This is a genomic window from Neobacillus drentensis, assembly GCF_036965245.1.
In the GTDB taxonomy this organism is placed as follows: domain Bacteria; phylum Bacillota; class Bacilli; order Bacillales; family Cytobacillaceae; genus Neobacillus; species Neobacillus drentensis_G.
Genome location: NZ_JBALPG010000008.1, coordinates 45,250 through 59,704, shown reverse-complemented (window position 1 = coordinate 59,704; position 14,455 = coordinate 45,250). Strand labels below are relative to the sequence as shown.

At 36.2% G+C, this 14,455-nt stretch carries 13 protein-coding genes; 12 read left to right on the top strand and 1 reads right to left on the bottom strand.

What is annotated here, in order from left to right:
• Positions 1-5 precede the first annotated feature (5 nt).
• From sat to V7150_RS02030, 3 genes are all read left to right on the top strand, one after another.
• Positions 6-1,145 (top strand): sulfate adenylyltransferase, encoded by a 1,140-nt coding sequence (gene sat / locus V7150_RS02040; RefSeq protein WP_335513131.1) that lies wholly within the window; start codon positions 6-8, stop codon positions 1,143-1,145.
• A 177-nt stretch (positions 1,146-1,322) separates the two neighbouring features.
• A complete protein-coding gene (locus tag V7150_RS02035) occupies positions 1,323-2,036 on the top strand; it encodes a glycosyltransferase (RefSeq protein ID WP_335513129.1) in 714 nt (237 codons plus the stop codon).
• A gap of 97 nt (positions 2,037-2,133) precedes the next feature.
• The gene (locus tag V7150_RS02030; RefSeq protein WP_335513127.1) at positions 2,134-2,847 is read left to right on the top strand and encodes a glycosyltransferase family 2 protein; all 714 of its coding nucleotides are present in this window, start codon (positions 2,134-2,136) and stop codon (positions 2,845-2,847) included.
• 180 nt (positions 2,848-3,027) lie between these two features.
• Here the strand turns inward: V7150_RS02030 and V7150_RS02025 are convergent, their stop codons facing one another.
• Complete coding sequence (locus V7150_RS02025; RefSeq protein WP_335513126.1) at positions 3,028-3,726, bottom strand: glycosyltransferase family 2 protein; 699 nt, start codon at positions 3,724-3,726, stop codon at positions 3,028-3,030.
• Between the two features lie 430 nt (positions 3,727-4,156).
• On the opposite strand from V7150_RS02025, the gene V7150_RS02020 reads away from it, so the two are divergent.
• The 9 genes from V7150_RS02020 (at position 4,157) to V7150_RS01980 (ending at position 14,245) form a co-directional block, all read left to right on the top strand.
• Positions 4,157-5,170, top strand: coding sequence for a hypothetical protein (locus V7150_RS02020; RefSeq protein WP_335513124.1), 1,014 nt, complete (start codon positions 4,157-4,159; stop codon positions 5,168-5,170).
• A gap of 201 nt (positions 5,171-5,371) precedes the next feature.
• Positions 5,372-6,100, top strand: a complete 729-nt coding sequence (locus V7150_RS02015; RefSeq protein WP_335513122.1) for a glycosyltransferase family 2 protein — start codon at positions 5,372-5,374, stop codon at positions 6,098-6,100.
• Positions 6,101-6,133: 33 nt separating this feature from the next.
• Complete coding sequence (locus V7150_RS02010; protein ID WP_335513120.1) at positions 6,134-7,447, top strand: YheC/YheD family endospore coat-associated protein; 1,314 nt, start codon at positions 6,134-6,136, stop codon at positions 7,445-7,447.
• Between the two features lie 47 nt (positions 7,448-7,494).
• A complete protein-coding gene (locus V7150_RS02005) occupies positions 7,495-8,571 on the top strand; it encodes a YheC/YheD family endospore coat-associated protein (protein ID WP_335513118.1) in 1,077 nt (358 codons plus the stop codon).
• A 5-nt stretch (positions 8,572-8,576) separates the two neighbouring features.
• Positions 8,577-9,965, top strand: a complete 1,389-nt coding sequence (locus V7150_RS02000) for a UDP-N-acetylmuramoyl-tripeptide--D-alanyl-D-alanine ligase (protein ID WP_335513116.1) — start codon at positions 8,577-8,579, stop codon at positions 9,963-9,965.
• Between the two features lie 372 nt (positions 9,966-10,337).
• Positions 10,338-11,561, top strand: coding sequence for an ATP-grasp domain-containing protein (locus V7150_RS01995; protein WP_335513114.1), 1,224 nt, complete (start codon positions 10,338-10,340; stop codon positions 11,559-11,561).
• A 12-nt stretch (positions 11,562-11,573) separates the two neighbouring features.
• Entirely contained in the window at positions 11,574-12,605 is a 1,032-nt protein-coding gene (locus V7150_RS01990; RefSeq protein ID WP_335513112.1) for a YheC/YheD family endospore coat-associated protein, read from the top strand.
• Between the two features lie 309 nt (positions 12,606-12,914).
• A complete protein-coding gene (locus V7150_RS01985; protein ID WP_283921580.1) occupies positions 12,915-13,490 on the top strand; it encodes a LemA family protein in 576 nt (191 codons plus the stop codon).
• On the top strand, positions 13,490-14,245 hold the full coding sequence (locus tag V7150_RS01980) for a TPM domain-containing protein (protein ID WP_335513110.1): 756 nt from the start codon (positions 13,490-13,492) through the stop codon (positions 14,243-14,245). The genes V7150_RS01985 and V7150_RS01980 overlap by 1 nt, the downstream gene beginning before the upstream one ends.
• The last annotated feature ends 210 nt before the right edge of the window (positions 14,246-14,455 follow it).

Here is a 14,455-nt window from a genome sequence, read left to right as displayed (position 1 = left end):
TGATTTTGACATTAAGTATTCCTCACGGCGGTAAGTTAATTAATAGAGTAGACTTAAATTACAATTTTTCTACTATTTCATCTGAGATTGAAATGGATGCAATGGCACTATCTGATTTAGAGTTAATCGCAAATGGAGCATACAGTCCACTAGTTGGCTTTCTAGGAAAAGAAGACTATGAATCTGTTATAGAGAATATTAGATTAGCAAACCGGCTTGTTTGGAGTATCCCGATTACTCTCCCCGTTTCTGAAGAAACTGCACAGAAGCTAAGGATAGGGGAAAAGGTGAAGCTAACGTTTAAAAATGATACTTATGGAGTATTAGAACTAGAAGAACTTTATACACCCAGTAAAAAAGAGGAAGCAGAAAAAGTGTATCAAACGACCGCCCCCGATCACCCTGGTGTCAAAAAACTTTTTGAGCGTCCCAATGTTTATGCAGCAGGACCAATCATTTTAACAAAAATCCCGCCAAAAGATCCTGATTTTAGCCCCTACTATAAAACGCCCTTGAAAATACGAAAAGAATTTGAAAAAAAGAATTGGAACACTGTTGTAGGATTTCAAACGAGAAATCCTGTTCACAGAGCTCATGAGTATATCCAAAAGACCGCATTAGAAATCGTTGACGGCTTGTTTCTAAATCCCTTAGTCGGCGAAACTAAATCGGATGATATTCCAGCGGCTATTCGAATGAAAAGTTATGAAGCTTTATTAAAAAACTATTACCCGAATGACCGTGTCTATTTAGGGGTATTTCTCGCATCTATGAGGTACGCTGGGCCAAAAGAAGCTATCTTCCACGCTCTTGTTCGAAAAAATTATGGCTGTACACATTTCATTGTTGGACGAGACCATGCTGGAGTTGGTAATTATTACGGAACCTATGATGCACAAAAAATCTTTAAACAATTTAGCTTTGAAGAGATTGGCATCATGATTCTTTCCTTTGAACATAGCTTTTATTGTACAAAATGTAAAAGTATGGCTTCTAGTAAAACGTGCCCTCATGGAAAAACTGACCATTTACATTTATCAGGTACAAAGGTTCGAGAAATGCTCCGTAATGGGATTACGCCGCCTCCGGAGTTTAGTCGACCCGAGGTGATTGAAATCTTAATCAATGGATTAAAAAATTTATAATTAAAAAGAGCTGTTTAATAAAAATAACGGCTCTTTAGGATATGGCATATTACCCCAAACCTTTTTTATGAAAGTGAATATCCTTTTACTATAGGGTTGTCTAATTTGATGGCGTAAATGGAAATGTTGAGCACTAGGACTATCTCTAGAAATCTTTTACAGCGAAGGTGAATAGGTATGACGAAAGAAAATAAAGGTGTTTCAATTATCGTTTCAACGAATAAAGAAGGCTTCTTAGAAAATATTTTGTCGAATTTTGAGAATCTGAATTGGGATACGAAGGAATTAATTATCATCCTAAATAATGATTCTTTAAAACTTGAAGATTGGGTAAATAGGGCAGAACAAACCGAATATGTAACTGTATATCAGCTGCCGGAACAACTTTCCTTAGGGGCTTGTCTGAATTTTGGAATTGATCAAGCAAAATATGAATATATTGCAAAATTTGATGATGACGATTATTATGGACCATCGTATTTAACAGAGGCAATAAGGGCATTTGAGAGAACGAATGCCGATATAGTTGGTAAACGTACTGCTTTTATTTACAATTTAAAATCAAAACAACTGAGACTTCACTTTCCCGATAATGAGGAAAGGTGGGTAGAAAGAATTCGAGGCGGAACCATTATTGCAAAGAAAGAAGTGTTCAGTAAAGTCAGATTTGCAAATATATCATTAAGAGAAGACATCGATTTTTTTAACCGGAGCATGCAACAGGGGTTTAAAATATATTCAACCAGTCGGTACAATTATACCTATATTAGAAGAGGTGACGGAACCCATACTTGGGAACCTAAACCAAAGAAATTAATAAGGACATCTAAAGGGATTAGATTTACTGATGATTATAAACAGTATGTAAATAAATATTTTGATACCGAATAGAATAGTTACACACATGTCATTGTTGGGCAAGGGTAAATGGAAATATCGGGCACATTGATTATCTCAGGAAATATTTTACAGAAAGGGTGGATAGATATTGCCTGAAGAAAATAAGGGTGTTTCGATTATCGTTTCTACCAATAAAGAAGGTTTCTTAGAAAATATCTTTTCGAATTTTGAGAACCAGAATTGGGAAACGAAAGAATTAATTATTATATTAAATAAGGATTCTTTAATACTTGAAGATTGGGTAAATAAGGCAGAACAAACCGAACATGTAACTGTATATCAACTTCCTCAAAGCGTTTCCTTAGGTGAATGCCTGAACTTTGGGGTAAATAGAGCGAAGTATGAATATATTGCGAAATTTGATGATGACGATTATTATGGACCATTCTATTTAACAGAGGCAATGAACATTTTTAATAAAAAGAATGCTGATGTAGTGGGAAAACGAACTTATTATATGTACAATTCCCTAACGAAAGAACTAAGACTCCGTTTTCCAAGAAGGGAACACAGGTTTATATCGAAAGTTCATGGTGGAACCATTATGGCAAAGAAAGAAGTGGTCAGTAAAGTTAGATTTGCAAATATTTCATTAGGGGAGGATGTAAATTTTTTATATCGCTGCAGGCAACAAGGCTTTAAAATTTATTCAACTAGTCGATATAATTATACTTATATTAGAAGAGGTGATGGAACCCATACTTGGAAACCTAAATTACAGTATTTAAAGGCGACATCTGTAAGGATTAGAACAACAAATGACTTTAAAGCGCATGTGAATAAATATTATGATACGGATTAGAATGGCAGTACACTTTTCAGCGTTAGATGAGACCATGCTAGAGTTGGCAATTATAAGGCCCACAAATGATAATCTTTTGGGGGCCTATTCCTTGGTTTAGAGATTTAATTTGATGAAAGAGTCTCATATAGTACTAATCAAAAGCTCGCAGATAATCGTTCATCATACAATAAAAACTCTCTATTCTTGATCACGCTTATTAATCAACTTTTTCATTTCTTCTATATTTCCTCTTTTTTTAGCATAACGGTTATATAACTTAATATTATTAACAATGTTAGGATTGCCACGAGATCCAACTTTTGGATGCCATATATGATAGATTGAGGTATCTCTTGGCCTTATATAAGGTCCACATACAGTATTCATTGCATCTTTAAATGCATTATCCTCTTTCCCCCATCCTACAAACCTTTCATCAAATCCCTTTACCATGTTAAAGTTTTCTCTAGTAACAATGATCACTCCACTAATTGGTTTAGACTTCTTAAATTTTCGTTCTTTATATTTAACTTTAAATGGTAAAGGCCATTGGGGAGAATGAACTAGAAGTTTTTCAGAACTTGATTTTGATAGATCTTGCCATGTGAAGTAAGGAATGACCCAAGCATGTTGATCAAGTAACTTAATCCCTTGCACTAAAATTTGGGGGTCATAAAAGACATCAGCATCTGCAATAACAAAAACATCCCTTGTAGCTTGTTTAGCTGCGATGTTAATGGCTTGGGAACGATTAAAAGGTTCAATAAGGGTTTCACCAATACACAATTCCACTTCAGGCATCATGGTTTCATAGAAAGTCTTAACCCATTTAAATATTCTATCTCTTAAACCATTGTCCCGTTTGTAAGGGATCAAAACAGATACATTATTTAACATCATCTTCCTCCTTTACCTTAAATAGCTCATTATTTTAAAGAAAACTCGCCGTTAGGCGAAGACAGAGGCGAAGACAGAGGCGTAGTTGCACTTATGCCTGATAGGAAAGGTAAACTTTCCTATCGGCTAAAAAAAGCCTTCTCCCTCTTAAGGATCCTATTAAATTATCCTGCATTATCATATTCACAATAAGTTTTGATGGAATGGACAATGTCCTACCGAATAGTATTTTTTTATATGATTTAAGACAAAAAATATTAAAAAAATGGTCAATAATCTAAAAAGATTTTGATGAAAAACCAAACCAATATATTTTTAAAAGAATAGTATATAAGAGACCATGGGATTGATTTAAAGAATTGAAGAATATTGGAATGGTTTGTAGTAATCTTTAATATCACATAAATAAGTTCAAAGGGACGGTAGAAAAATGAAAAGAGGGATCACTTTAAAAAAGAAATTTAAACAAAAAAGAAAAAAAATTAAAAGAACCAAGAGACCTTCGAAGATTGCAAAAACAATTAATGAAAGTGTGAAGCACCATAATTATAAAGCCTTGATGGCCGAATATTTGGAAGAGGATTTAAGCAAAACTTCAGACACCTTTACCTCACTTATAGAAAGATTGGATCGAGTTGATGATTATATTGAGGGAAATAAAGCTTATGAAAGTACAAAACCAAATGAATTAGAAGTTGCCTTTGGTATTTCTCTAAAAAGTAAAAAAGTATCTCGCAATTGGACTACAGTTCAGAACAATTTATCAAGAACACTGAGATCAATATTAAACAACACTGACCAGAACTTTCGGATAATAATTGCGGGACATGAGAAACCAAATATAGAAGAAATTAATCATGAGCGTGTTACATGGTTATCTGTTTCATTCTCACGCCCAAAATATATTAGTCAATATAGTATCGATAAATTTCGTAAACGTAGAGTTATTGGCGCCTATTTAAGGAAAACAGGGTTTGCAGGATACTTTATGCCACTCGATGCGGATGATTGGATACACTATAGATTTGTTGAATATATTCGGACAGCCCCTATTTCAACTGCGTTTATTTTAAACAAGGGATGTATGGCTAATTTGAAAAATAATCAAATATGGGTAAAGGATCGTTTTTTTATAGGCTGCGGAAGTAGTGCCGTATTTTATTTTTCCAATAAAGATTTTCCTAGGTCCTTAAGAATAAAAGATGTTGCGAAAACAAAATTTAAATGGGCAATTTGGCCTCATCATAAGGTTACACTATTCCTAAAAAATAAAAACTATAGAATGGTGGATTTTCCATTTGTTACTTGGGTTCTCTTTCATGGAGATAACAATAGCATAATAAAAAGGAAATTAAGCAGTAAGGTATCTCCAAAAATTTTTAATGTCATTCCTGAAAACCTTGAAGATAGGTTTTATAAATACTTTAAAATAAAGAATTTTTGAAAAGAAACCGAATATTTTACCAATCGGGAAAACTATCTGTTTTTAAAGGAAGAATTTGGACGAGATCTACCTTTCTTTGTTTCCAGCCAGTGGTAAAAAGGTAAATACAAATCCCTGCATGTAATCAAGATATTTAGTTTAATACCTAAGCATGTTTCAATTAATTGAATAGGATATATGAGAAATTTCCATTCAGAAAGGTTGGGAGCATATTTGCATGATGAAACACAACAAAATAAGATCAAGGGAGTATCGATTGTAACAGTAACAAACAGACTTAATTACATCGAGAATGTTTTTTCAAGCTATGGAAATCAAATCTGGCAAGAAAAAGAATTGATCATTATTTTAAATAATGACTCAATGAATCTACTTGAGTGGGGAGAATATGCAAAAAAGTATAACCAAGTTTCCGTTTTTCAACTTTCAGATCATATTACTCTAGGAAGGTGTCTGAACTTTGGGGTAAACAAAGCAAAATATGGCTATGTCGCGAAATTTGATGATGATGACTATTATGGTCCATTGTTTTTAACAGAAGCTATGAACACGTTTGAAAAAGAAAATGCTGATGTAGTGGGAAAGCGCACTTGCTATATGTATAATTCTCTAACGAAAGAGCTAAGGATCCGCTTTCCAAAAAGAGAACACAAGCGAGTATCAATTCTTCAAGGTGGAACGATTTTGGCAAAAAAAGAGGTAATGGAAAAAGTACCCTTTCCGAATAAAAATGTTGGTGAGGGATTGAGCTTTACACAAAGGTGCAGGGCGAAAGGCTACCGCATTTATTCAACGAGCAGATTTAATTTTGCCTATATTAGACATAGTGATGATTCGCACACATGGAATCCTTCAACAAATTACTTCAATCAAACCTCAAAACGAATTGCATTTACCGATAATTTTCAGGAATATGTTAACCCAGATTAACGTTACAGTAAGCCGATAAAAAGAAGGTGAATTATGATAAAAATTCTCCACAAAACTGAACCAAACACGATTGAATTTTCTATGAAACTTGCAGAAGTTTATAATATTAATTCTTCAAAACTGATCATAAGAATCGGAGCCTGGATAAGAGAAATGTTTGTTAGAATTAACGACGAATTACCTGAGGATACGATTGGTCTGCCAGAAGAATTAAAACAATCCTTTACACTTCCAGAAGAGCTTTCCTATGAAATTGTTGTAAAGAATCGATATCTAACAATAGGACCGGTAATAGCATTTGTGGCCTATCGTGGTAAGAAAAATATGTCACCAAAAAATCTGGAATTATATAAACTCCGTTTTGCAAAATACCATAAGGTTAATGGGCTCATATTTATTTGTGCCGCAAGCGGGATCAATCCATCTACGAAAACCATTGAAGGTTATTATTATAATCCCAATGGTATAAACTCTATAACTAGATGGATTTACGGTGTGTTTCCTTATCCGAATGCAGTATATAAAAAAAAGCCTATTGATGGGTATCGGTACAATGATTTGATTTCATCAATCGGGGATCGAATTATTAATTCTTTCTTTTTTCTAAAAGCCGATATTGCCAAAATGACCCAACGGGATAAAAATTTCCAAAAATATTTCCCTTATTCTGAAATGCTTGATACCGAGGAGCAATTAAACAGGTTAATTAAACACCACCATTTTGTTTATATTAAGCCTTCAAATGGACGTCAAGGGATCGGAATCTATAAAGTGACTTTGGACGAACAAGAGAATTATCAATTTATGGATAGAAGGCAAAAGGTTTTTTCTCTTGCGAAAGGTGAACAGTTAAATAAATTTCTAAATAAATGTAAACGTAAAAATTATATTATTCAACAGGGCATTGAATCTAGGGCTAATAATCAACAGGTTGATTTTAGAGTATATGCCCAAAAGAATAAAAAGGGGAAATGGGTTTGTCAAGGAATGATTGGCCGATTAGCCAAAAAGGGTTCGGTTGTAACAAATTTATACTTTACAGAAAAATTGCTGCCAGGTCTTGAATCCATTAAAACAATCTTTAATGCGGACGATGCCGATGCTATAAAAATTCAAGGTGAGATTTATAAACAGTGCATTGGTGTATGTGAAGAATTAGATAAGAAGTTTGGGAAATACGGCGATGTTGCAATAGATGTAATTGTGGACGCTAATCAGCGCGTATGGATCTTGGAGATTAATAAAGATTTCGGATATCAAAGTCTCGTAAAGCTGAAAAATCGCAAGCTGCTTCGTACACTCTATACGACACCTTTCGAATATGCAAAGAAATTAGCTGGATTTTAACGCTACAACATAACAAGGTAGATTGACAACCGTGGAGGTTTGATAAATTGGGAAACTCATATATTGGAATCTTAGTTGATGGATTGGTGTACAGCGGAATTAAACGGGGCTATTCCTATTTTGAACGCGTGGCTTTTTATGAAGAGGCAGGTAAAAGATTTGATCTAATTCCATGTTTTTTTCGGTTAGGGGATGTATCACCAGATTCGGAATGGATTCAGGCCTTAGTGAAAGAAACGAATGGCAGATACAAATTGAGAAATATTCCTATTCCTTCCGTCATTCATAATCGAGGTCTTTTTTTTACGAAACAAGCAAAGGTTAAACTGCTAAATCTTCAAAATGCAGGTTTTACGATTTTCAACAGCTGGAATCGTTATAGCAAAATGACTGTTCATGAAATTCTAATACAAAATGAAGAATTACGTCCCCATTTACCTGAAACTAAAAGAGCAAGTATAGAAAATCTTAAAGAGATGATGGAAAAACATACTGAGCTGATCATTAAGCCTAATAGCGGAAGCCTTGGCGGCGGGGTGATGATGGTCGAGAGAACAGACAATGAAGTTTGGACAGTTAACCACAATCAAAATAAGGAGTTTTTTACGAGTGAATTACCGGGAATCCTCCGGAAAAGGGCAGCTAACAAATATTATTTGATTCAACAGCGTATCCCGCTAGCTAAGTATCAAGGCAGTCCGTTTGATTTACGTGTATCGGTGCAAAAAAACGGCTCAGGAGAATGGCAGGTAACAGGAATCGTTGGAAAGGTAGCTAAACTAGGAAGTTACGTGACCAATGTGGCAAAGGGTGGAACGTGTAAATCTCTTCGAGAATTAGTAGGTGGCTCTCCTGGCCTGGATTATGACAATGTCTATAAGAATATTGAAGATTTCTCCATTAAAGCAGTAAAGGAATTAGCCATTCAGTTCCCTAGCCTGGCAGATGTGGGTTTGGATATTGGCATAACAGAAGATGGTTTTCCAATGTTTATAGAATGTAATGGACGCGATTTAAGAATTACCTTTGGTAAGGCCAAAATGCTGGATGTTTGGAAAGCAACATATACCACACCAATAAGCTATGCCCGGTATCTCATAGATTCAAAGACTGAACAGGAGTAATTTTTATGAAAACTCTCAAACTATCTGATTTTATTGGCAAGATAAATGGGAAACTGCTGCAAGGAAATCCTGACGATGAGATTCGAAAAATAGTAAAGAAATTAAATAATCTAAGTGAAAAATCTTTATATTTTCACAGTAGTAAGACAGCAATTAGAGCCGATTCCTTACTGGAAAAAACGAATTACACGATTGTAACAGAAGATCAAGGGCTCCTCCCAAGTGTAGACGGAACAGCAAATGTCATTTTGGTTACGAATAGTAAGGATTCATATTGGAAATTTATCGATTATTATCGAAATCTATTTCAGATTCCTGTTATCGGGGTAACCGGTACATGTGGAAAAACAACAACAAAGGACATGATTAAACATATTTTAAACCGAACTATGAAGGTCCATTCTACCCTTTTCAGTCAAAATGGACTTCATTTAAACTTGCACTATTTGCTGGGATTAAATGATCAAACGGAAGCAGCGGTATTTGAAATGGGTGTTGCATATCCTGGTAATATAAAGAGCAGTGGGAAATATTTCAAACCAACTATTGGGATTATTACGAACATTGGAGAAGCACATTTGGAAGGCTGCAGGACGTTGGAAAAATATATTAAGGCAAAGGGAGAAATGTTTGACGTTCTATCCGATGAAGGAATATTGTTCATCAATGCCGATGATGGGAACATCAAATCCTTACCGATTTCTTCATTTAAAGGAAGGGTCCTTTCGTTTGGTAAGGATCCGGCAGCTGAATATAGAGCTGAGAATATCCAATTTGAGAATAATAGGATGCTTTATACTATGCATGTTGAGAACCACGAATATAGAGTGTCTATCCCTGGGTATGGAGAGCACAATGTATATAATAGTCTAGCAGCCATTGCCTCAACAACTGCTCTTGGTATTCCAATCGAAGAGGCGATTCAAAGGCTAAGTACGTATAGAACAATGGAACGGCATGTAAAAATTTATAATGGTACGGGTAATATAACTGTGATTGATGATACTTGGAGCTGTAATCCGAGCTCTGTAAAGTCTGCCATCGATGTTCTTAAAAAGACCTCAGACGGAAAGACAGAAGTACTCGTCCTTGGGAAAATGCAGCGTCTGGGAAATCAAGTAAACAAACAGCATATTCAAATGGGAAAAACGATATTAGATGTTGGCGGGGTCGATCATTTAATTACAGTTGGTGCATCAGCTAGGCTGACAGGGGAAAGCGCGATTGCATTAGGAATGTCCCAGGATAAAGTTCATCCTGTTATGGATGCAAAGGAATTGGAAGCCAAACTAGCTGAAATTCGTAAAGAAGAAATGATGATTTTATTTAAAATGTCACTGGGTAAAATGGACCCTTCATTCCGAAAGGTAGTAGAAAAGTATCGATTTACCTAATAAGAATTGCCAAAAGCCGCTGTGTTTGTCCATAGCGGTTTTTAAGTGTCATTCGTTTTTTTAATTACATACTTTATGGTATATCCATTTTTTCTTTGCCGATAGGAAAGTATAACTTTCCTATCAGGCATAAGTACAACTACGCCTCTGTCTTCGCCTAACGGCTTGCCAGTCGGTGAGTTTTCTTTAAATGTCCAGCTCCATCGCCCAGCGGCTAGTAGACTTCGCTCTTCTCCCTACGATAAGTCAACATCGGATCGCTATCGCTCTCCGTGTTTCCTTTATCTCAGTCGAAGCGCTCCAGTCATACGCCGATAAACGGGCGCTTCCGCTTTTCTTCAAAAATTGTTATACAGGGGATGAATGGTTGGTATGCAAACAATCGTTTTTATAGGAAGTAATAAATCTGGAACAAGTAAAGAAGCCCTCATCACCTCCACTGAAATGGGATACTTTACTGTTTTATTAACGGATCGAAAAAAATTCATGCGTCAAAGAAATGAATTCCCTGAGGTTCAACAAATGATGTTTGTAGAAAATTTATTCGAGAAAGATAAAATTCTCTCGATTATCAAAGATTTGGAACTGGATGGAAAGCAGATACGTGCTGTTATCAGTTTCATTGACCCATTTGTTTCTTATGCAGGAAAGATTTCAGAAGAGTTGGGACTTGTCCAATTGTCGGTAGACGCTTTGTCGATTATCGAGGATAAATCTCGTTTCCGTACAAATCTAAAGGGACTTCCTGTCTCCCCTCACTTTACTGTTCTTCAATCTGATGAATCCATCCACAAATTTATTGAAGAATTTGATGGTTATTTTCCGCTTGTTTTAAAATCACCCGTTTCCAATGGATCAAAAGATGTATTGCCTGTCCATACAATTTATGAATTAAGTGAAGGATTGCAATTTTTAAATAAAAAGTTCCCAAACAAAGCTATTTTAATGGAAGAATATCTAATTGGACCACAATATTTAATTGAAGTCATGGTGGTAAACGGGGAGATTTTCATTATTGCCGTTATTGAACAGGAGATTTTAAATGGTCACCGCTTTATTATCACTGGTTACATTTATCCTGCCTTATTAAGTATGGAAGAATATGAAGAATTGGAAAACGCCGTTTTTAGTATAATACGCAAGCTGGAATTAATAAATGGAACATGTCATCTAGAAATGCGTAACGTAAATGGCCAGTGGAAATTGATTGAAATCAATCCGAGAATGTCCGGTGGGGCAATGAATCGAATTGTTCAGGAAGGTACAGGGATTAACTTGGTCAAAGAAACCATCAAGTTATTCTTAGGCATAGAACCTAACCTAGAAAAATCCGTTATGAAATATGTTTATGCAAAATATCTTATTGTCGATTCTAAAGGAAAATTAATAAAGGTGACAGGGAAGGGTAGAGCTTTAAAACATAATGGAGTTAAGGAGGTTTTCGTTAAGCCTAAAAAAGGGGCTGTGTTAAGGAAACCCCAATCGATGGGCGATCGGTATGCATATGTTATTGCTGTTTCTGACACAGCTGAAAGTGCAAAACATGCAGCGGTTACAGCAGCAAATGAGATAAGATTTTATTTAGAACCTCTTTAAGGACGTGAGGTCATGGTGCTTATTGGGATGCTTCACAATCGGAAAGATCCTGGTAGAGTTAAGAAAGCATATCCATTTGCAGCAGTTGCAAAAATGGAAGGTATTGAATTTATTTATTTTACTTTTAATGGTGTAGATTTTGACAGAAAAATCGTTAATGGCTGGGTTTATGAGAAGGGAAAATGGATCGAAAAACAGGTGGGTTTTCCTACGGTCATTATTAACAGTTGTAATCCCAAAAACGATAAACATGTAATGGTTGTAGAGAGGTTAAAAAGAGTCGCTGTTTTTACAAGTTACCCGGTCGGTAATAAGATAAGTGTTTATAAAAGGGTAAAGAAGGCAAAAACATTTGCCTCTTATTTAATTCCTTCAACAATTTTAGAAAGTGCAAATGACCTTTTTTCATTCTTAGAGACGCAGTCTGTTGCTGTAATAAAGCCGTTAACTGGAAATCATGGTAAAAGAATTTTTTTTATTAAAAAAGTAAAAGAGGATATGTATCAATGGATGGATGGATCTAAAACACTTTTTTATAAAAAGAGGCAATTAGAGGCTTTGGTAAATCAAGTTATACTTAATCAAAAATATTTGCTGCAGCCTTTTATTGAATGTAAAACGAAATCTGGATTAACACACGATTATCGGTTGCATGTTCAAAAAAATGGAAGTGGAAAGTGGGAGATTACATTAATATATCCACGTATTAGTGGTAATAAGAAGATGGTTAGTAATATAAGCAGTGGCGGATATCGTGGTGAATTGATTCCTTTTCTTAAGGAAGAATTTAAAGAAGACTACATGAAAATGAAATGTATTCTTGAAGAATTCGCATTAGCGTTTGCCTCCCACTTTGAATCTCTTTATAATAATCCATTTGATGAGCTTGGTATTGATGTTGGGGTAGATCAGCAGCAAAACCTATGGATTTTTGAAGTGAATTGGCGTCCAGGCTCAAAAAACCGAGAGTTTGAAGTTGCCAAACGGCTCATACCTTATTGTAACTTTTTAGCAACTGAGGAATTCGATAACAGACCATCATGAGGTTTAACTAACAAAGAGCAGGGGCTTAAGGAAAAATGAAGAATTTTTCCCCAAGAGGGAGATATGGAAACCAAATATGTAGAACTTGTATTTTTACTGATGGTGTAAAAGATCAGCAATATACGTGAGCTGTGAATTTGATTGGAGTGGGCTCTAGGCTATGAGTGTATGGCTTTTTAGAAAATGCACTCTGTTGAAAAACTAATTAAACGTTTGATTGAATGAAGCGGAATATGATTTTTATTGCTGAGAATGGGAACAAATTTTTCAAGTGGTAGATACTATAGGGGAGAAAGGAGCGTGGTTAGTTTGAAAAAAGGATGGTTAGGGATTGGAATTGTGGTCGCGGTTATTGTTATTTTTGGCCTCATGTTCATGTCCAGCTATAACAGCTTTGTCAATCTAGAAGAAAATGTAGACCAGTCATATGCTCAAATCGAAAATCAGCTGCAAAGAAGGCTCGATTTAATTCCAAACTTAGTGAATACCGTAAAAGGGTATGCTTCACATGAAAAAGAGGTCATCGCATCGATTTCAGATGCACGAGCAAGACTAGCAGGTGCAAATACGCCGCAGGAGGAAGCGACAGCGAACGCCGAATTATCTAGTGCTTTAAGCCGGTTGCTTGTAGTCGTTGAAAATTATCCCAACCTGAAAGCAGACCAGCAGTTTACCCAATTAATGGATGAACTTGCTGGGACAGAAAATCGAATCGCCGTAGCCCGCAAAGATTACAATGATCAAGTAGCGGTTTATAACAAAAAGGTTAAGCGACTGCCGGGATCTATTATCGCGGGTATCGCCGGATTTGATGAAAAAGAATATTTCAAAGCGGATCCTAAAGCTGGAGAAGCACCAAAGGTTGACTTTGGGGGCAATGGATAATGAAAGCGAAGAGGGTCTTCAGCTTTATTTTGGTGTTTTTCACTTTTTTTCTATGTGCAGCCACTGCACTTGCTGAGGATGTCCAAATTCCTGCTCCAGTAGGAGATATTTATGTACAAGATTTTGCCGCTATATTAACCGAAACAGAAAGAGCAGAATTAATCAATTTAGGCAGAAGCATTGAAGATCAAACAACGGCACAGGTTGCAGTTTTGACAGTCGAAACAATTGGGGACCGAGCGATAGAGGAATTTGCGAATGAGGCATTTCGGCAATACGGAATCGGAAGCAAAAAGGAAGACAATGGTGTATTGCTCGTATTTTCGATGAAAGAACGCAAGGTAAGAATTGAAGTTGGATATGGGCTGGAGGGTAGGATTCCAGACGGAAAGGCTGGCCGGATTCTGGATGAATATGCCATCCCCTATCTAAAAAATCAACAGCCGAATAATGCCGTAGTAGAAACTTATAAGGCAATAGCGAAAGAAGTCTTAGCCGAATATGGCATTGAGGGTGGAGAAAGGACAGCAGCGAATCCAGCGGTATCAAAGGATAAAGAGGCAGGGTTTCCATCCTGGTTAATTATCCTTATTGTGGTGGTGGTCGTATTTCTCGATTTTAAGTTTTTTGGCGGCACTCTCACCTATCTCATCCTCTCTATCATTTCCCGGGGCGGAGGCAGAGGAGGAGGAGGAGGTTCCAGCGGCGGTGGTGGTGGATCATCAGGCGGTGGCGGAGCCAGCCGCGGCTGGTAACGAAGCAGGGTGTTCCTGTTACAATTCCTATTCCTATTCCTTTTCATGTTCCTGTTACAACTATGGGGATACAACTTGTGGTGTCAAGCACCGTTTGTGGATTTGTGTTTGTCTGGTGGACGGTATTGAGTTGCTTGATGATAAGGTTTTATTTTGTTTCCACTAAAAAAGATGCTCTTCATTAACTGAGGGCATCTTTTTGTGTTGGTG